Raw genomic sequence first — 19,204 nt, 5'->3', positions numbered from 1 at the left:
AAGTTCATAAGATTTTGGGTATGGGCATGGGATATCCCATCTGGAAATGGAGAGAGTAATATTGAAAGAGTTTCAGGAACGCTCTGCCAGAATCTAAAATATGTAGAAAAGGACAAGATGATTAATTGACAGATGAGCAAAAATAATCAAAGCCTTATCAGGGCAGGATGTTTAAGTGCGATCGCCGTTCTGGGAATCAATGCGATGGGTCTTGGTTTCCCCCTATCTCTGCAACCCGCACAAGCGCAAATTTTTGATGAAAATACGAGCATTGGCGTTTATGAAAAGGCAAGTCCGGCGGTGGTTTCCCTCGAGGGAGACGGTGCCACCGGAAGCGGGAGTATCGTGCGATCGGATGGCTTGATCCTGACCAATGCCCATGTGGTGCGAGAGATGTCTGTGGTTAAAGTGATTTTGTCCGACGGGCGCGAATTAGAGGGGGAGGTGATTGGTTTTGACCAGTCGGGTTTAGATTTGGCCGTGGTGCAAATTCGCGGTGCCAACAATTTACCGACCATTCCTTTTGCTTCCTCGGGATCGGTGCGGGTTGGACAGCAAGCCTTTGCGATCGGCAGTCCTTTTGGTTTTCAAGGAACCTATACGACAGGAATTGTCAGCCGCATCGATCCCGAAAAGGGCTTAATTCAAACCGATGCAGCCATTAATCCCGGTAATTCTGGGGGTCCTTTGTTGAACTCGCGGGGGGAACTAATTGGGGTGAATACGGCGATTTACAGTCGCGGTAATGCGGGCAATATTGGCATCGGTTTTGCAATTCCCATCGAACAGATACAACCTTTTTTAACCGCCGTCAATGAGGGTCGCGCCCCTCGTACTGCCCGAGATCCCAATCCTAGCCGCGATCGCTCCCTCACCACTCAAAATCTCAATCTCAATGGCGAAATTATTCAGGGTAGTTTGGATCGGGGGGATAATATGATGTCAGCCGATCGCAGTTTTTTTGATGCCTATACCTTTGAAGCGCGATCGGGGATGCAAATCGAGATTCAAATGAGCAGTAACAATCTCGATCCTTTTCTGATTTTAGTCGCTCCTGACGGCTCTCACGTGGCTCGAGATGATGATAGTGGGGGAGGACGCAATGCGAAAATTTTAGCAACTTTACCCCTTGACGGCAAGTATTTTTTAGTGGCAAATTCTTACCAAAGCGGCGAAGTGGGTAATTACAATCTACAAGCGCGAGTATTGAATGGTTCAAGTGCAACTCGTCGCGCTGAATTCGTCCTCCAGCAACAGGGTATTCTCGGTGCTAATGCGCGACGTTTGAATGATGGTAGTTTATACCAAGAACATCGATTTCGGGGATTAGCCGGACAATCGGTCAGTTTGCGATTAGAAAGCCCGGATTTTGATACTTATTTGATTTTGGTGGATGCGAATGGCGAAAAATTAGGAGAAAATGACGATTTTACTGAGGGAAATACAAACTCTCAAATTGAAGTGCGTTTACCTCGAGATGAAATCTATCGGGTTATTGTCAATTCTTACTCGCAAGAAGGACGAGGACGCTATCAATTAACCATAAGAGGACAATGATTTTTTAGTTATCAGTTACCGATAATGTATACTTAAAAAGGAGTGATAATTCATAATTTGTATGACCGAACTTTCGCCGATCGGCTGGCGAGAATACATTGCTTTACCTGAGTTAAATATTCCCGAAATTAAAGCCAAAATTGATACAGGGGCGCGATCGTCTGCCTTGCACGCTTTTGCGATCGCCGAATTTGAACGAGATGGCCAAACTATGGTTCGTTTTAGCGTTCATCCTTACCAAAGAGACAGCGATCGCGTTATCGTTGCCGAAGCGATTTTACTCGATCGCCGCAGCGTCCGCAGTTCTAGCGGTGCGTCTCAGTTACGCCCGGTCATTCAAACTGTAGTAGAATTGGGCGGGCAACGATGGGCGATCGAGCTAACTTTAACCAATCGGGACGAAATGGGGTTTAGAATGCTCTTGGGACGAGAAGCAATAAGACAGCGTTTTCTTGTGGATGCGGGTAACTCTTACATTCAAAATCCCCAACAACAAAACCAAACAGATTTTAACGAAGAATAGTACAAAAACAACTCAATGAAAATTGCAATTTTATCTCAAGATGCCAAACTATATTCTACCAGGCGCTTGAAAGAAGCAGGGGAAGATCGGGGGCATGATATGCGGGTAGTGAACTATCTGCGCTGTTATATGAATATTGCTTCTCATAAACCCACAGTGGTTTATAACGGTACGACTTTAGAAGAGTTTGATGCGGTAATTCCTCGCATTGGTGCATCAAGAACATTTTATGGGACGGCGGTAGTGCGTCAATTTGAGGTTATGGGAGTATTTAGCGCCAATGAATCTCAAGCGATTTCGCGATCGCGGGACAAGTTACGCTGTTTGCAGATTTTAGCGCGAGATGGGATCGGTTTACCCGTAACGGGGTTTGCCCACGCCACCCAAGATATTGACGGGTTGATTGAAACTGTCGGCGGTGCGCCCTTGGTGATTAAACTATTAGAAGGAACTCAAGGGATCGGTGTTGTTTTGGCGGAAACTCAACAAGCCGCAAAATCTGTCATCGAAGCCTTTCGCGGCTTGGATGTTAACATTTTAGTTCAAGAGTTCATTAAAGAAGCAAAAGGTGCCGATTTGCGCTGTTTAGTGGTGGGAAACAAAGTGATTGCTTCGATGAAACGACAGGGTGCAGAAGGAGAATTTCGCTCCAATTTACACCGAGGAGGTAACGCTGAAGCGATTAAATTGACTCCAGAAGAACGCAGTACGGCTGTGCGATCGGCTAAAGCAATGGGGTTAAGGGTTGCGGGGGTCGATCTATTGCGATCGCATCACGGACCCGTCGTCATGGAAGTGAATTCTTCTCCAGGTTTAGAAGGTATTGAAAAGGCCACGGGTATTGATGTCGCTGGGAAAATCATTGACTTTATAGCCAAGAATGGCGCTGCAGGTGCAACTCGCGATCGTATCCCCTATTAATTGACCTATTCATTAACTATTGTGAGTGTTAAATCGTTGGATACCTCCCATCGTAATGCCTTCGTATTTGCCCCTAAAAAACGTCAGCGCGTGGAACTTCCTGTAGCGCGACTTCCCACCCAAACATTACTTTCTCTACCCATTACCGTCATTCACGGTCGGGAAGAAGGTCCAACTTTGTGGTTAAGTGCAGCCATTCACGGAGATGAATTGAATGGAGTGGAGATTATTCGCCAAGTTGTGCAGCAATTAAGTGCTGGGAATTTAAGAGGGACATTAATTGCTGTTCCAATTGTGAATATTTTTGGTTTTTTGCAACAGTCTCGCTATCTTCCCGATCGCCGAGATTTGAATCGCTGTTTTCCAGGTTCCCCGAAAGGGTCTTTGGCTTCTCGTTTGGCACATTTATTCATGGAGGAAATTGTCAGTCGCAGTACCCACGGAATTGACCTGCATACGGCTTCCGACAGCCGCACGAACTTGCCGCAAATTCGTGCTAACTTAAAGCATGAAGAAACTGCTCGTTTTGCGCGGGCTTTTGGAGCCCCAGCGATGCTACACTCCAATACGCGAGATGGGTCCCTGCGAGAGGCTGCGGGGAAAAAGGGAATCCCTGTACTACTTTACGAAGGGGGAGAAGCATTACGTTTCGATACGGAAGTAATTCGTATTGGGGTTGAAGGTGTTTTTCGAGCCATGACCGCGTTAGAAATGTTAAGTGCAATTACAATCGATCCCGTAGCGGAATCTATCGAAGTAGATTCGTCTAAATGGGTTCGTGCTTCTCGTAGCGGGATTTTACGCTTATCTATTACGTTAGGCGATCGCGTTAAAAAGCGTCAAATTATTGGTAAAATCTTTGATGCGTTTGGAGAAACAACAGTTTCAGTTCGTGCAAATATAACAGGCTTAGTAATTGGTCATACGCAAAATCCTTTAATCAATCAAGGAGACGCGATCGTTCATATTGCGGTACTATCTTAGATACGAATCTACAGTAGAAATCTCAAGTCCCAATAATTCTTTAAGTTGATCGTTTTGAAATAATTCTTGTAAGCGTTTACTTCCTTCTTGTGAACCTTCAAATGTAAACATCAAACTTCCTTCCTCAATTCTTTTCAAAGTAAAAGACGCATCTAATGAACGTTCTTGGATCAGTTTAATCAATTCATCCAAAAGAGGCTTATCTAAATCTTCTATTGTTGCTTCTATTGTAAAACGGATCCTCGCTTTATCTTTAGCAATCGGTTTGAGTTTAGATGATATTTCCATATTATCTACTGATAGATTCTGGCTCTGAGCATCTATTATTTCGTCCCAGTTTAAATCTAAACGATTACAGATTTCGATAAAGTTAAGATTGTAGATGGGTTTACAGTTAAAAAACTTATTAACTGTAGACAAAGCCAACTCTATATCCTCAGCTAATTGCCTCTGAGTCGTATAACCGCTACGAATCAAGGACATTTTAACATCTTCTCTATATTGCGGATCGACTCTTAAACTACGTGGCATAGCTACTCCCATCAAATGAATATTTCAGCTTTGTTTTGCAAATTAATCATAAGGCTTTGCCTTCTTTACCGGTCACAAGTAAGTTATAACTTACTCGCAAAAACACAACTCAGTTACAACTTACTTATGAAAACGGTCGTAAACGAGGTTTAACTTATTTTTATCGCAGTAACTCTCAGACTGTAATAGAACTATAGTAGGTTCATTTGATTTGTAAACATCCAGTAATGGTAGGGAGTAATGGTAGGGGCTTCAGCCTACGCTACCCTCACATCTCAATTAGGATTGCTATACAGAGTTCGATATAAACTAAAGTTGTTAATTTTAATAGACTGGGTAACATAATGGGATACGAACTTTAAAAAAAGTTCTGACTAAATTTTAGTTAAGAGGTTTCAATAAAATGGAAACTGTAAAAGAAAAAGATGCACAAACTGAAAATTTAATAAAGTTTCTGCATGAAAGATTTGAAAAGTTTGAGAATAAGTTTGAAAACAAGCTGGATAAACTGGATGATAAGCTAGGTAATATAACAAAGGAACTTAATGATGTCAAAGTCACACTAGAACGTCATGGTGGCAATTTTAATAATATTAATGGTCGTTTAGAGCGCCTAGAGAATAATACTCCAACAAAAGATAAGGTTGATAATATCGAAGAAAAATTAACTAAAATCGATACTAAAGTTGGATATTTAGTTCCTTCTTTAATCATCACTCTCTTGGGAACTACTTTAAGTGTGTTGGGTATAGCTTTTAGAACACTCTTTCAATAATAAATGACTCTAGATAAACTTGATTATCTAGAGTCATTTCAATGTGAAACGCCTCTCCAGGGTCAAAAAATAATTCTTGAACAACACCATTCGGATAGTTTGCTAGGGGAATTTCGATTAAAATTTGCTCATTTTCACCAAAAACAACAACGTTAAGATTTTGAGGGAGTGGCTCTTGGCGATTAGGATAAATTCCAAATATAATGCTAATTTCCTCTTCTAAGTCTTCAACATTAAGAATTAAATTAATGATTTTCTCGCCGAGTTTAACTTGTTTCGCTCTTGGACTTCCATTATTTCTAAATGCAAACTGTTGAGTTCCAAAAATTTCGTTTATAGTAACCCACTGTGCCTTTTCTGCTTCTATAAATTGATTTTGCAACCATTGACCGAGTTGTATTAAATTTTTTTCTGGTAATTCCAAGGCTAAATCTAATATTTCTATTCCCAACAATTCTGTTAATTGTCCCGATCTGAATAAATTATTAAGACGTTCACAACCTGTTTTAGAACCTGATATCTTAAGAACTATACTACCTTTTTCTATATTTTCTATATTCATGGAAGTATCTCCTGAAATTTCTTTAATCTGCTTGAGAATTTCTGGGAGCTTAGATATTGCTACTTCATCTTGAGTATCGAGAACGATGGATAATTGAATAATTGTTATATTACTTTGACGCTTAATACTATCGATATTCTGAGCATTTATAGAATAATCTTGTTGCTTATTTTCCTTGATTTTTAATCCAGAAATTTGTTCCGAGTCCAAATCCAAAAAATGACATAACTCCAAAAAATTGCGAGTTAGTACTGGTTTTCCATTCAAAAAATTGCTAACAGTCGATCGCGCAATTTGTGAGTCTTCTGCAAGTTCCTGAACAGTAGAATAGTTATGCCTTGGTAACGAGAATTTAACTTGCTTTATACATTCTGGAGATACTTTTAGAGTTCTAGACATAATTCACATAAATACCTGCGGAAATCTGGTAAATATTTGTATTTGGGAACTCAGACAGAGAGCGATCAAAAAAGAGATCAATATCAGGCCAGTCTCAGTCTAACACCAGTCTGCACCCTTTGAGAATGCAAATTGTTGAGTTCAATCAATAATCTCATGCGAATCTTTCCCGTGTTGGTCGCGATCGCTTCTATCCAAGTTACGATTCAAATCTCGATCGCGATCGTCCAAAACCAAAATGAAGACACTTATCCGGGTCATCATTGTGTCATGCAATCGTCTAACCCACAATTGCTGACAGTCCAGAAAGAAGACGAAAAGGAAGAAGGGCAAACCGTTCCTCCCAAATCAAATAGCTAACTCGATTGTAACAGAGGTTCAGGAGAAAGATGGAACTTTTTCTCCTTCCTCAAATTTAAGGTGCAACCAGCGTCCATGCTTGCACCTCGGGACTCGGATCTCGAGGTGCAAGTTCTAAAAATTGTCCCCAAATTACTTGCGCTTCCTCTTTTCTTCCTTGTGCTTCTAGGACTTGCGCGAGTAACCCATAACTAGGTGCGCGAGTGGTCATTAAGGCGATCGCCTCTCGTAAATACTCTTCTGCTTGCACAGATTCACCTTCTTTGAATAAAGCCCAACCTAAGTTCTTTAAAAAGGCATAGCGTACTACTGCATCGGTTTGCGCTTCTGATTTTTGCAATCCCTCTTTCAGTAAGGCGATCGCCTCTAGGTATCGTTTTTCTAACAGATACAATCGCGCTAAATTATTGTATGCTTCAGTTACACCGCCTTGAATTGCTAAATAATATTCTTTTTGGGCTTTTTCACTTTGATTCCACTCTTCATAAAGCGATCCTAAATTGTAGCGAACCTTGCGATAATTGGGATTTAAGAAAAGAGCGCATTGATAGTATAAACCCGCTAACCTATAGCGTTTAGCAAGATAAGAGGAAACCCCGCGATCGTTTAGTTCAATATGCAGTCTGGGAAACCAATAACGAAATCCTACGATCGCCAATAAAAACGAGAATAACCAACGCCAGCGACTGAGGATTTGTAATAATGAAGGGGTAGCGATCGCTGTTTTGAGCCAATGCAGATTGAAGATATTGACATAGATACGATTGTAAACTTGTAATTCTCTTTGCTGTTCGATCGCGACCCCTGCTAGGCGCAATTCTATCTGTTCTGTGCTTTTGTCTACTGCGATCGCCCCTCGACGTAAAATACGCCGATATACTGTTAAAATTCGGGTCGAGTTTTGACTTTCCAGCAGGCGATCGCGGATGGTTCGTAAATGTTGGGGATCGTCTTGAGTTTCCCAATTTTCGAGAATGCGCGATCGCACTAATTCTGCGATAAATTCTTCTTCTTTTCCCTCGGAAATATATGCGGGAGATGCGATCGCTAATTGACAAAGTTTTTGGGTAAGAAATGGCTGTCCTCCTGTCCAATGGAGAATCTGTTTGAGGACAATTTGAGGATTGTTGGTTATTTCTCTTAATCCGGTTGCTAACGGTAGCGCTTCGTGCAATTGTAAACCATTTAACGCGATCGCCCGACCAATATTAAAAGGTGTGGAGAGATTATTACCCATCAATTCTGAGGGTGCAGCAACTCCCAAAAGTGCAAAAGTTAGGCGTTTATAAGAGGAATAACTGGTACGTTTATCATAAAAATAGCGAATTAAGGCTAAAAAGTCCCTCGCAGAAACTGGCGAATTTAATAAGCGATCGATTTCATCAATAAAAATAACAAAATGCTCAGAATGCCGGGCTAAAATAATTTTATCAATAAACTCGCTAAAGCACTGAATCGGAGAAATTTCGCGGCGATCGCGCCACCAAGTCGCACAATTCACATCTAAACTAAAATTATTAATTAGTTCCTGTACAATCCCAGCATAAACTTGTTGAGGCGAACTGTTTTGGCCAATTATTCCCGTGAGATCGATTTCACCGCATTTTATATTTAATTGTTCTAATTTAGATTTGGTGCGGACTCTAAGGCTTGATTTTCCGGTTTGTCGGGCATTGAGAATATAACAATACTCGCCTACTTTAAGGGCATTATAAATCTCAAAATCTGCCGATCGCACAATATAAGCAGGGTGATCGAAGTCGAGACTTCCCCCTACTTTATAAGGAAACTTTTCTAGATAATTATGTTTGTTTTTCATTGTTCATAAAAAGTGTGTTACGCGATCAAAAATGAAAATCTACAGTTCTCCAAGATAATATTTAAAATAGAGATGATACAATTTACAACTCATTTTTACTTTTCCATTATAATATTGAATTAAACCTAAACTCTGTAACTGATAAGATAATAAGGGATCTATTTTTATTCCTTCTTGACTGCTGAGAATAGTTTTTATTGTGTGAAGGAGTTCCATTTTTTCTTTAAGAATTGATAATTTCTCTCGCAGTAGATTGCGATAAATCCCTGAATCTGTTACCGCCATTTCTAAAAACTCTGTAAAATCGCGATCGCGGTGTATTTGAAAATGGGCGATCGCCAAATCAATTAAGTTAGGAAATCCTCCAACTAAATCGATGAGTTGTTCAATCTGGCGATCGTTCCATTGTAATCCTTGTTTATAGATCCATTCTTTAACTTGTTCTGATGTTAATTCTGGAATTTCAATCGGTACGCCAACAATAAAGGGAGATTCATTAATATTGAGTTTAATATAAATGTCCGTGGAATGAACAACGATTAATCTCAATCTTTGCCAGATAGATTGACTGCGAGATTTTTCGTGCCAAAAGCGTAATAAAGGGAAAAAATCCCGATAGAGTTCAGTATGAGGGAATAATAAATCGATATCATCTAAACATAAAATTAAAGGTGTTTCCTCTGACTTTAAAAAACAAGAAGAAAAATAATTAGTACAGCTTACTTTACTCCCTAAAATTTCTTCATCCCAAATCTCTTGGAATTTTAGAGATAATCTTAATTGCTGGCTAATATTGGCACATAACCAGCGTAAGAGACGATCTAAAGAGGTTGTACTCAAGCGATCGGCTAATTTAAAACTAATAATAGCAACTCTATAGTTTTTTTCTCGAACGATATTGTTGATAACTTGGGTTATTAATGTAGTTTTCCCCATCTGTTGCGGTGCTTTAATTCGCAACAAAGAACCCGGTTGTAGAAGCGTTTGGCGACATTTTTGTTCAATGAAAAGACGATTGATATAGAAAGGAGAACTTGCACTAAGTTCAAGGTTATCATATTCGGCCAATCTTATTTTATCTTGTTCGAGAAGAGGGCGATCGCCCTCTTCAATCTCTTCAATAGTTGCAAGTTTGCCTAATTTATGTTCTTCCCAAACAAGCTCAAATTGTCGTTTATTTTCAACTAAATCAATATGCCAAAGTTGCAAGGAAAACTGCCATTTTTCCGATCCTCGACCTCGTTCTCGCAAACGTCGATCGCTTAAAATCCCTAAAAATTTAGGGAGATAAAAGTTATGAATTGCTCTCACTATATCTCGATTCAGCCGAGGAGAAGTCAGTTTGGCGATCGCGTCGAGAGTAGTTTCTACGTGCAACCAAGGACGATCGCCATTTTGACCCCAGTTAAAAGTTTTAATGTGAATATCGGCGCTGAGAGAGTCTCCCTTTTCTACCGCGATCGCTTGACGATGGAGGACTTCAATAAATTGCCAGACTTGCGATCGGCGACTGTCCCCAAATGTATGGGTTTTTCCTTTACTCATAGAAGCTAAACTGATAAAACAATTCACTCTCACACAATTCTAGCAACTTGGAACTACAGCCGATGCTTACTAAACTTTTGCTAGGTCAAGATCGGTATTTTTGCGGAGGCGATCGCCATCGCCCTCTGAGATTTCCGTATAACAACGATGGTGGAAAGGGCGCAAAATTTCCACAATGAACGGGAGAGTCATAAGTAGATGCACTCATTTTGGAGCAATTTCCAACAATTAGGTGCTTATACTTACTAGCCAATGTAATTTGAGTAATGACACATTCTGCCCTGCGAACTCGCGATATTGAACTATTGGTCGCCTACTCCCGCGATCGCTCCCTAAACTTGCGAAATGAATTGATTGAGTTAAATAGCGGCCTCGTCCGTAAAGTGGCTCATCAACTCTGTCGTCAGTGTAACGAACCCTATGAAGATTTGGAGCAAACGGGATATTTGGGCTTGATCCGGGCGATCGATCGCTTCGATCCCAAACAAGGCCGAGCTTTTAGTTCTTTTGCACTGCCTTACGTTCGCGGCGAAATCCTGCATTATTTACGAGATAAGGGGACAATTATCAAAATTCCCCGTCGTTGGCAAGAACTCCACGGGCGATCGCAGAAAGTTAGCAAACAATTGCGGACGGAACTGGGACGCATTCCCGAAGATAGCGAAATTGCTGCATCTCTCGGGGTATCTCTGCAAGAATGGCGAGAGTGCAAAATGGCAGTCAAAAATCGCTTATTGCTCAGTTTAGATGCCACGGTAACGCGGCAGGTAGACTCGAACATTACTTTGGCGGATACGTTAGCTGATGTTAATATTACCTTTCATCGAGAGCAACGAGAAGAATGCTCGCAATTAATGAATGCGATCGACCAGTTGGAGGAGAAGACGCAAACTGCCCTCGAGTTGGTCTTTCTCAAAAATTTGACCCGTAAGGAAGCCGCTAAAAAAATTGGTATCAGTCCCATGACAGTGACCCGTTATGTCGATCGCGGCATTCAACAGCTAGAAAGATTATTGCAAGTGGCGTGAATCGTTATGGTGCGGGTATCTTGCCCGCTAGTATTTCAATGGGTCAGTCCCGAAAGGTAAAGATTCATTTTTTTTGATGACAATATTCTTATATGGTGATATATTGAAACAAAGAACCCCACTACAAACTCAGAGGGAGAAAAATGCTATTTCGTCAACTCTTTGACTCGGAAACCTATACCTATACTTATCTCATCGCCGATCGCGGGACAGGAGATGCAGCCCTTGTCGATCCCGTCTTGGAACAGGTCGATCGCGATCTCAAACTGATTGAGGAATTGGGGCTAGTTCTACGCTATGGCTTAGAAACCCATATTCATGCCGACCACATCACCGGAACCGGAAAACTGCGAGAACTTACTGGGTGTCAGGGGATCGTCCCAGAAAATGCCCATGCAGTTTGTGCGGATCGACAGATAAAAGATGGAGAAATTCTGCAACTGGGGACCATTGCGATCGAAGCGATCGCCACCCCTGGACATACCGACAGCCATATGGCCTATCTCGTCCATGGCGATCGGGTTTTAACCGGAGATGCTCTGTTTATTCGAGGGTGCGGGCGTACTGATTTTCAAAGCGGCGATGCAGGGATACTTTATGATGCCGTCACGCAACGGTTATTTACTTTACCAGAGGAAACCCTCGTCTATCCCGGTCACGACTATCGCGGGCAAACCATGTCTGCGATCGGAGAAGAAAAGCGGTTTAATCCTCGTTTTGTCGGACGCGATCGCCATGATTTTATTGCCTTTATGAAGAGTTTAAATCTTGCCAACCCCAAAAAGATGATGGAAGCCGTTCCTGCTAACGAACGCTGCGGGCAAATCAATTCTGCTGCTTAAATTCATCTTAATTGCCTTTATTTTTACCGCTTTGTACTGCAAACAAAAGGAGACTAAAACAGTGATTATCGCCAAAGAAAAATCAAACCAACAAATTAAAGAAATCGCCCCTTTTACACTCCAAGAATGGTTAGATCGAGATATAGTCGCGCTAGTGGATGTGCGCGAACCTTCTGAATATATTGGAGAACATATTCCTGGGGCAAAACGAGTTTCTCTATCTAATTTCGATCCGGCTAAAATTCCCCAAGAACAAGGAAAAAATCTCGTTTTATACTGTCGAAGTCAGAATCGTTCCCAACAAGCTGCGAAACAGTTATTAGCCGCAGGCTGGACAGAAATTTACGAACTTCAAGGAGGACTCAATGCTTGGAAATCTGCTAATTATCCCGTAAAAATCAATAAAAATGCACCTATTAGTCTCATGCGTCAAGTGCAAATTGTTGCGGGTTCATTAGTTGTAACGGGAACAATTTTAGGAGCATTTATATCTCCTTGGTTTTTGATCCTCAGTGGTTTTGTCGGGTCAGGTTTAGTCTTTGCCGGAGTCAGCAATACTTGTGCAATGGCAATGTTACTCGCCAAACTTCCCTATAATCAACGAGTTTAAGAAACTCTAGTTTTTTGTAGATATAACTTACGCAATATCCCGCACTACTATAACGATAGAATACAGTAGTGGGAGCGTCTCGCTCCCTAGTTGTGTAAGTCCTAAAAACCAATCTACATCACCTTTACAATTCACCTTTTCAAGAAAATTAAGATCGTGTTTATTCTAATTTTCGGCTATATTTTGGCCGTTGGGATTGGATTGAGTTTGGGATTAATTGGCGGTGGTGGCTCAATTATGGCCGTGCCAATTTTAGTTTATGTGATGGGAGTCGGCATCAAAGAAGCGATCGCCATGAGCTTATTTATCGTGGGAACAGTGAGTTTAATTGGTGCAATTCCTCATTGGTTTCAAGGCAATGTTAATTTAAAAATTGCTGCTTTATTTGCTCCTACTGCTATGCTTGGAGCTTATTCTGGCGCTCGTCTTGCGGCATTACCTTTCATTACGGAAACTATCCAATTAGTTTGTTTTGGAGTCGTAATGATTATAGCAAGTATTCTGATGATTAGTCAAAGTCGAAAAACCCCCAAAGAAGATAGCCAAAAACAGCCCTCAAAATCCCATCGTGGATTGCCAAAATGGTTAGCCATTCCTCTTGAAGGATTAGGAGTAGGAGTATTAACTGGATTTGTTGGTGTGGGGGGAGGATTTGCCGTTATTCCCGCATTAGTTCTCTTGGGAGGAATTCCCATGAAGGAGGCGATCGGGACATCTTTGCTGATCATTGCGTTGAAATCTGCGACGGGTTTTTGGGGATATATCGATCAAACAATTCTAGATTGGACATTGATGTTATCTTTCACTATTGCTGCTGGTTTTGGTACGATCGCCGGTGCCTATTTAACCAAAAATATCGAGGCCAAACACTTACAAAAAGGTTTTGGTTATTTTGTGCTTGCTGTTGCTGTTCTCGTTTTAGTTAAACATTGATTTTAATAATTGTTTAATCTGCTATTAAAGAATAAGGTACTTCTAGCCCATTGGCTTCCATGAGAGTGCGATCGCTTAAAATATCTTTGGGTTTGCCATCTGCCAGAATTGTACCTTGATTGAGCAGGAAAATGCGATCGCAAACCTCAAGGATTAATTCGAGATCGTGGGAAGAAATTAAGATCGTTTCTCGAGACTGCTGAATAAATTTTATCAGACGACGGCGAGCGCTTAAATCGAGGTTAGCGCTGGGTTCATCATAGAGGATGAATTGGGGACGCATCGCAAGGATGGAAGCGATCGCAACCATACATTTTTCCCCTCCCGATAGTTCGTGAGGAATGCGATCGCGGAGTGGGAAAGTTCCTGTCAAGTTCAATGCTTCTTGAACGCGCATTTTAATTTCTGAGGGAGATAAACCCATATTTTCTACCCCAAAGGCCACATCATCCCACACGGAAGCACAAAAAAGCTGATCGTCTGGGTTTTGAAAGACAAAGCCAATTTCTGGGCGAAATTCTTTGGTTTTAACAGATTGACCAAATAAGTCAATTTGTCCGTTTTGAGGGGCTAAAATGCCGCAAATGGATAAGAATAAAGTGGTTTTTCCTGCACCATTGGGACCGATCGCCCCGACTCTTTCTCCTGGTTGAATTTGGAGGTTTAAATCTTGCCAGATCGCCGGGCGATCGGGATAAGTAAAGGTAAGATTAGTAAGAGTGAGTGCAGTCTTTTGAATCATTAACAGCAAAAACAAGTTTTAACGATGGGTATGAAGCGAATTCTCAAAATTTACGGTGGTTCTCTCGCGATCGCCTATTTTAGGTTGTTTTAATTGACTATCGCGGCTTTGGTTTGAGAGAGGGAGATTTTCCCAGTAAATCTCGATTATATCAAGATGCTGAGGCAACATGAAATTATTTAACCCAAATGCAGCAAATTCCACCAGAACAAATTATAATCTACGTTAGTTTAAAACTACTAAAGAGATAGGGAGGAAAATTAAATATGATTGTAGTCCCTCAACCCAAAGAAAAAGATGCTCATTTAACCTTATCGGGAGTAACATGGCAAACTTTTAAAACCCTTTTAGCAGAAATTGGCGAAGATCGGGCTTGTCGAATAACTTATAATGAAGGAGTCTTAGAGTTTAGAATGCCATTGCAAGAACATGAAAAACCCAAAATCCTCCTTGGAAGTTTCATTGAAGGAATTGCAGATGAGTTAGAGATAGAAGTGATGCAGTTGGGTTCATGGAGTTTAAAACGAGAAGATTTACGAAGTTTTATCGAACCAGATACCTGTTTTTACATTCAAAATGAGTCGAGAGTCAGAGGAAGAACAATTAATCTCGATCGCGATCCTCCTCCAGATTTAGCGATCGAATCAGATTATACCCATTCATCAATTAACAAACAATCTATTTATGCCGCTTTGGGAATTCCTGAATTATGGCGCTACAGTCAACGAACTTTGTTTGTTTATCATTTAATTGCTAATAGTTATCAACAACAGGAGGAAAGTTTGGCTTTTCCCTTTTTACCAATTGCAGAAATTCCTCATTTTATCGAACAAAGCGATCTCCTTGGACAGCGATCGGCAGTTCGTTTGTTTCGTAATAGAATTCGAGAGATATTTAATGAACAATGAGTAAAATGAGGCGATCGCCAATCGTTTTGAGTCCCTAACCTAGAATCATTACTCCCAAGTGTTCAATTGAGTTAGCCAATTTTGTAAGGTTGAAGAAACGCGATCGCGGCTGCGTTCAAAGTTTGCAGCAACAATAATTAAAATGATACCTGAAACTAAACCGATCGCCCATTTTAAAAAGGCATAGTGAAAAATGAGAACTATCAATTGATAGGAGGTTGCAAAAAGAAAGGTTATAGTTCCTACATAAAGAAATGCCCGCACTTTTACACCTAAACCAATCAAGATAGCCAATAATCCGATCAGAATGGGTACGAGTCCCATTTCTGAATGCAAAACTAGGGCAATAATACAAGTTAAACTACTCCCAATAACGCGCAATAAATGGCGATTTTTGGATTGAGATGAGTCCTGTAAAGCGGGATCGAATTGAGAGATATAGATAATGGATAAACTAGCCAGGGAAACATACCAAAGAGGGTCTTGGAGGTGATTCTCTTGAAAAAACCGCGCGATCGCCCAATTACAAAGCCCTAATGCAAAATACGTCCAACGCCAATTTTTTGACTGTTGTGCTACTCGGATATAAAAGGCTGCTACGGTGAGTAAATTTAGGGTAGAAATAGAGGGAGTTTGTCCAAATAAGACAATAATAGGCACCGCGATCGCGCAATATTGCCAAGGTTGTTTGCGCCATCCCCAACGATGCCAGGGGAGAGAATAAAGGGCTAAGGCGATCGCGCAGTTTATCGGGACAACAGCAACACCAACAAGCCTATATTCCGGCCAAAATAAACGCAGATAAACCGAGAGAATGCCTGCTGCAATAACGCCTAAAATTACCCATAAATCGTTGCGTTTGGGCTTGTCTAAGCCGCGTCCTTGTAGAATGGCGTAAAGTGCAATAATTCCCCAAATTATTGTTCCTAAAAGGCGCAATTGCGAGGGAGAATTAAGACTCAAACCTAAAGCGAATAGCATGAAGATGTTTGCGATCGCCCAGTGTATATTTCCCACTATTGTAATATTTTTTCGTCGCAAGTTATAGGTTTTCTTATTATTACGAAGTGGTAAGATTAAGACCAAACTGCGATAACTGACAGCAATAACGACGGCGATCGCAGCTAGGATAGTTAGTCCATCGATGGGACTCCCTCCCGATCCTTGGGACATTTGGTAAATTGTGAGTTCGTATAAGCCCGCAGAAATCCCCGCCAGAGAGAGATAAGAGAGTCCTTGCCAACCGGGACAGGGAATAGCGATCGCCAGCCCTGTTAATGCCGCGCCAAGGGTCAAAAATCCGGTGTATGGGGTGAAGTATTCTCCACGCATAACTAGCCCTAAAACGGCATAAAATAGGGGAATAAGGCGAAATGTATTGAGTGAGGTAAATGGCGATCGCAAGTTTACAAGGCGATCGACTGCGATGCAGAAGCCAATCAGTATATTAACCGCAGCTAGAGTTAAGATTGAGGCATTTACTAACAATAGTCCGCTACTGATGATTAATTCTAGCCCCCAGACGACTCCCCAAACAATCTCCTCGGTGAGTTTTGACTGGCTGCGAAAGGCGATCGCCCCTGTTAAAACTATAGGTGCAATGAAAAGCGCCCAATGAATATATAGAGGTTGTCTGTATCCGACGGCGATCGCGGTGGTCAGTCCGGTTAATAGGGCTATTGTGAGAATAATTGCCCAAATATCGGCGGCTTCTCGATAGACTTTAGCGAGATTGCCCGATCGCGATTGTAAGAAGCGATCGCCACCCCAGAGGAATGCGACGGCGATCGCACCCATCAATAACCATTCTGCAATTTGTACTTGTTGCCAAAATATTGCTATTCCTAATCCTAACCCATAACCGATGCCTACAAATGCAATTTCCTTGCGTTTTAGAGAGTCTGTATGGGCGATCGTTAATCCTGTTGCGACTCCCAAACCAATTAATCTGGGAAAAGGGTCTCTAAGGAGTAAAAATTGAACTGCGAAAAGCGCGATCGCACTAGCAAAAACGGCTTCTCGGTTACGAAGAGGACTGACTCGAGAGACTACAGTTAAAGTTAGGGGGATCAGTAACCATTCTAAAGAAGGTTCTGGCAAAATAGAATTTGTATCAGGAATAATCGAGCAAAAATAGCTGCCAATTGCCCCAATAAATCCTAAATGCCAACAACTTAAAGACCAGATTGAAAGATGTTTTACTGCAACTTTTGTTAGGTTTGAAATCTTAATTTTTTCTAATCCCATCAAGGCGATCCATTCCGCGATCGCCCAGATAAGGAAAATAACTGCATAATTCTCAGTTGTAAATTGAGGAAATAACCACGGAAAAATTGCTAAAATTGCGATCGCCCCGGAAAGATGTGCTAAATAGATTGCTACGGGACGCACTTTAACACGATGGGCAACCATGAGAAATGAAATTGCCCAGAATAGGAAAGAAAGCGATCGTAAAGAAGGAATAAATGCAGCATATAAACAGGTTATACTTCCTAATGTAAGTGCCAATCCTTCGCCAAAATAAGCGAGTTTGGGTTTATCGAGTCGGTACAGTTTTCTCGTATAGCCGATAAAGATAAAACTGTAGCCAAAAGATGCACTAATTATAAACAAATTTACAATATTTTCATAACCCGTGAGATTAGTTAAAAGCCCAAAAAGATTGTCCCAAGATTTTAGAGGTATTAAGCGGGTGAGTAAAACAAATCCTTGTGCGCCGATCGCAAATAATGCCAATAAATCTAACCCATGCCAATATTGCTTTAATCGTTTCAAGAAGCACCAAAAACCTAAGCCACTAACTACTAAAGACTGCCAAGGAATGGCAACAAAAATCCCTGCTTTCCATCCGAATAAGATTAGGAGTATACCAGTAATTTCGAGGATTTTAGAAAGGATAGTATAAGACTTAAGGAAAGGAACAATTTCTGTACAGATCCAGCCTCCAATACCAATAGCTAAACCTAATTGTGCTAGGGGTAATTGTTCCAGAATTGTGCCACGAACAAACAAGATTGTCAGGGCAAAAAGAACAAAAAAGACTCGCGAAAGATCGAGTTTTTTGGCTTGAGAGAACTTTCTTCGTAAGAGAATAGCCGTTGGAATTGTGCCTAAATAAATCGCCAATAGAGGGATATTTGAGATAGTCCATCCCCAATGCAAATAACATAATCCTAAAAATAAAGATGCTTCGATCGCGATCGCTTTCCGTGAAAATAGAAAGGTCATAATACTCAAACTTATTGCCGCGATCGCAATAACAGGCCAGCCCATCAAATTGCGCCATAGCCCAAAACTATCCATCGCCACAAAATTAATAGGAATGAGTAATAATGCAACAATAGTTAAGGTTTGAGAGGTTAATTGTAGTTTCTCATTTTTCCCCGTCCACCAGCCAGAAAGACCGAAGATTAAAGTATAAACATATAAAATACCATATTGTCCAATGGAATTGATTTCTTGCCATTGGGTTGCAGCCATGACTCCCGAAGAAACAATAACGAGAAAAATGCCGAGGAAAAATAGCCAGCGCAAACTTAATTCATCTTTAAAAGATTGGAAAATTTTCTCGATTTCAGAAGGTTGAGATGTTGCAATTTTTTGCGCGACAAGTTTTCTTTTTCGAGGGACTGAAATGGGAATTTCTTCGGCAAACTCTTGGTTTGAAGATTGGCCAATTTTTGGTTTTTCGACCTTGAGAATAGGTTCGGGAAGAGTACAGGTTAAATAGCGCTGACTTAGTTGTTTGACTTGGCCATCGTCCAGTAATCCTAATTGCAACCAATATTCTAAACCATCTAATAGTTCGGGTTGCGAGGCACTAACGGTAAGTTCCAAGTATAAAAAGCGATTTATATTAGAGGACATGGGAATAATTCATAATTAACAATATTTTACACTGTCTATAATTTACTCGAAAAAGATAATATTATTTCCTCTCTATTGGGACAATTCCGCGATCGGCACTTTTTTACTGGGGTGCATCTCAAAATGTAAATCTGTAGAGTAACCCGAGTTGCTAGTTACAAATAGGATACGTTTCGATCCCCCTAAATCCCCCTTAAAAAGGGGGACTTTGGGATTCTCCCCCCTTAAAAAGGGGGACTTTGGGATTCTCCCCCCTTATCAAGGGGGGCTGGGGGGGATCGAATCAATAACTAGCAAG

General features: G+C 41.1%; 19 protein-coding genes. 11 read left to right on the top strand and 8 right to left on the bottom strand.

Annotation, left to right across the window (positions count from 1 at the left end):
* Positions 1-132: 132 nt before the first annotated feature.
* The 4 genes from VB714_RS17390 (at position 133) to VB714_RS17375 (ending at position 3,985) form a co-directional block, all read left to right on the top strand.
* The gene (locus VB714_RS17390) at positions 133-1,557 is read left to right on the top strand and encodes a trypsin-like peptidase domain-containing protein (protein WP_323225909.1); all 1,425 of its coding nucleotides are present in this window, start codon (positions 133-135) and stop codon (positions 1,555-1,557) included.
* Positions 1,558-1,618: 61 nt separating this feature from the next.
* Positions 1,619-2,080, top strand: coding sequence for an ATP-dependent zinc protease (locus VB714_RS17385; RefSeq protein WP_323225908.1), 462 nt, complete (start codon positions 1,619-1,621; stop codon positions 2,078-2,080).
* Positions 2,081-2,095: 15 nt separating this feature from the next.
* Positions 2,096-3,001 (top strand): 30S ribosomal protein S6--L-glutamate ligase, encoded by a 906-nt coding sequence (rimK, locus tag VB714_RS17380; RefSeq protein WP_323225907.1) that lies wholly within the window; start codon positions 2,096-2,098, stop codon positions 2,999-3,001.
* A 21-nt stretch (positions 3,002-3,022) separates the two neighbouring features.
* Positions 3,023-3,985, top strand: coding sequence for a succinylglutamate desuccinylase/aspartoacylase family protein (locus tag VB714_RS17375; RefSeq protein ID WP_323225906.1), 963 nt, complete (start codon positions 3,023-3,025; stop codon positions 3,983-3,985).
* On the opposite strand, the gene VB714_RS17370 is transcribed toward VB714_RS17375, so the two are convergent.
* Positions 3,977-4,516, bottom strand: coding sequence for a hypothetical protein (locus tag VB714_RS17370; protein ID WP_323225905.1), 540 nt, complete (start codon positions 4,514-4,516; stop codon positions 3,977-3,979). The genes VB714_RS17375 and VB714_RS17370 overlap by 9 nt on opposite strands.
* Before the next feature lie 403 nt (positions 4,517-4,919).
* On the opposite strand from VB714_RS17370, the gene VB714_RS17365 reads away from it, so the two are divergent.
* On the top strand, positions 4,920-5,291 hold the full coding sequence (locus VB714_RS17365; RefSeq protein WP_323225904.1) for a hypothetical protein: 372 nt from the start codon (positions 4,920-4,922) through the stop codon (positions 5,289-5,291).
* Here VB714_RS17365 and VB714_RS17360 read toward each other — a convergent pair.
* Positions 5,272-6,252 (bottom strand): hypothetical protein, encoded by a 981-nt coding sequence (locus tag VB714_RS17360; RefSeq protein ID WP_323225903.1) that lies wholly within the window; start codon positions 6,250-6,252, stop codon positions 5,272-5,274. The genes VB714_RS17365 and VB714_RS17360 overlap by 20 nt on opposite strands.
* Positions 6,253-6,384: 132 nt before the next feature.
* Here VB714_RS17360 and VB714_RS17355 point away from each other — a divergent pair, with 132 nt between their 5' ends.
* Positions 6,385-6,612 carry a hypothetical protein gene (locus tag VB714_RS17355; protein WP_323225901.1) on the top strand — a complete coding sequence of 76 codons (228 nt, stop codon included), beginning with the start codon at positions 6,385-6,387 and terminating at the stop codon, positions 6,610-6,612.
* A gap of 55 nt (positions 6,613-6,667) precedes the next feature.
* On the opposite strand, the gene VB714_RS17350 is transcribed toward VB714_RS17355, so the two are convergent.
* The 3 genes from VB714_RS17350 to VB714_RS17340 form a co-directional block, all read right to left on the bottom strand.
* Positions 6,668-8,431 carry an AAA-like domain-containing protein gene (locus VB714_RS17350; protein WP_323225900.1) on the bottom strand — a complete coding sequence of 588 codons (1,764 nt, stop codon included), beginning with the start codon at positions 8,429-8,431 and terminating at the stop codon, positions 6,668-6,670.
* A gap of 39 nt (positions 8,432-8,470) precedes the next feature.
* Positions 8,471-9,976 carry an AAA-like domain-containing protein gene (locus tag VB714_RS17345; RefSeq protein ID WP_323225899.1) on the bottom strand — a complete coding sequence of 502 codons (1,506 nt, stop codon included), beginning with the start codon at positions 9,974-9,976 and terminating at the stop codon, positions 8,471-8,473.
* Positions 9,977-10,045: 69 nt separating this feature from the next.
* Positions 10,046-10,168, bottom strand: a complete 123-nt coding sequence (locus VB714_RS17340) for a hypothetical protein (protein ID WP_323225898.1) — start codon at positions 10,166-10,168, stop codon at positions 10,046-10,048.
* A gap of 74 nt (positions 10,169-10,242) precedes the next feature.
* Here VB714_RS17340 and VB714_RS17335 point away from each other — a divergent pair, with 74 nt between their 5' ends.
* The 4 genes from VB714_RS17335 to VB714_RS17320 all read left to right on the top strand — a co-directional run bounded on the left by VB714_RS17335 (position 10,243) and on the right by VB714_RS17320 (position 13,389).
* A complete protein-coding gene (locus VB714_RS17335) occupies positions 10,243-11,004 on the top strand; it encodes a sigma-70 family RNA polymerase sigma factor (RefSeq protein ID WP_323225897.1) in 762 nt (253 codons plus the stop codon).
* 143 nt (positions 11,005-11,147) lie between these two features.
* Positions 11,148-11,846, top strand: coding sequence for an MBL fold metallo-hydrolase (locus tag VB714_RS17330; RefSeq protein WP_323225896.1), 699 nt, complete (start codon positions 11,148-11,150; stop codon positions 11,844-11,846).
* Between the two features lie 67 nt (positions 11,847-11,913).
* Positions 11,914-12,456 carry a rhodanese-like domain-containing protein gene (locus VB714_RS17325; protein ID WP_416309724.1) on the top strand — a complete coding sequence of 181 codons (543 nt, stop codon included), beginning with the start codon at positions 11,914-11,916 and terminating at the stop codon, positions 12,454-12,456.
* Between the two features lie 156 nt (positions 12,457-12,612).
* Positions 12,613-13,389, top strand: coding sequence for a sulfite exporter TauE/SafE family protein (locus tag VB714_RS17320; protein WP_323225894.1), 777 nt, complete (start codon positions 12,613-12,615; stop codon positions 13,387-13,389).
* Positions 13,390-13,402: 13 nt separating this feature from the next.
* Here the strand turns inward: VB714_RS17320 and VB714_RS17315 are convergent, their stop codons facing one another.
* A complete protein-coding gene (locus tag VB714_RS17315) occupies positions 13,403-14,131 on the bottom strand; it encodes an ABC transporter ATP-binding protein (RefSeq protein WP_323225893.1) in 729 nt (242 codons plus the stop codon).
* 18 nt (positions 14,132-14,149) lie between these two features.
* Positions 14,150-14,335 (bottom strand): hypothetical protein, encoded by a 186-nt coding sequence (locus tag VB714_RS17310; protein ID WP_323225892.1) that lies wholly within the window; start codon positions 14,333-14,335, stop codon positions 14,150-14,152.
* Between the two features lie 62 nt (positions 14,336-14,397).
* On the opposite strand from VB714_RS17310, the gene VB714_RS17305 reads away from it, so the two are divergent.
* Positions 14,398-15,039, top strand: a complete 642-nt coding sequence (locus VB714_RS17305; RefSeq protein WP_323225891.1) for a Uma2 family endonuclease — start codon at positions 14,398-14,400, stop codon at positions 15,037-15,039.
* A 48-nt stretch (positions 15,040-15,087) separates the two neighbouring features.
* On the opposite strand, the gene VB714_RS17300 is transcribed toward VB714_RS17305, so the two are convergent.
* Entirely contained in the window at positions 15,088-18,906 is a 3,819-nt protein-coding gene (locus VB714_RS17300; RefSeq protein ID WP_323225890.1) for a hypothetical protein, read from the bottom strand.
* Positions 18,907-19,204: the final 298 nt, after the last annotated feature.

Source organism: Spirulina sp. 06S082, assembly GCF_034932145.1.
In the GTDB taxonomy this organism is placed as follows: domain Bacteria; phylum Cyanobacteriota; class Cyanobacteriia; order Cyanobacteriales; family Spirulinaceae; genus CCY15215.
The sequence above is the reverse complement of the archived record's forward strand: the minus strand, read 5'-3'. Positions and strand labels throughout refer to the sequence as shown.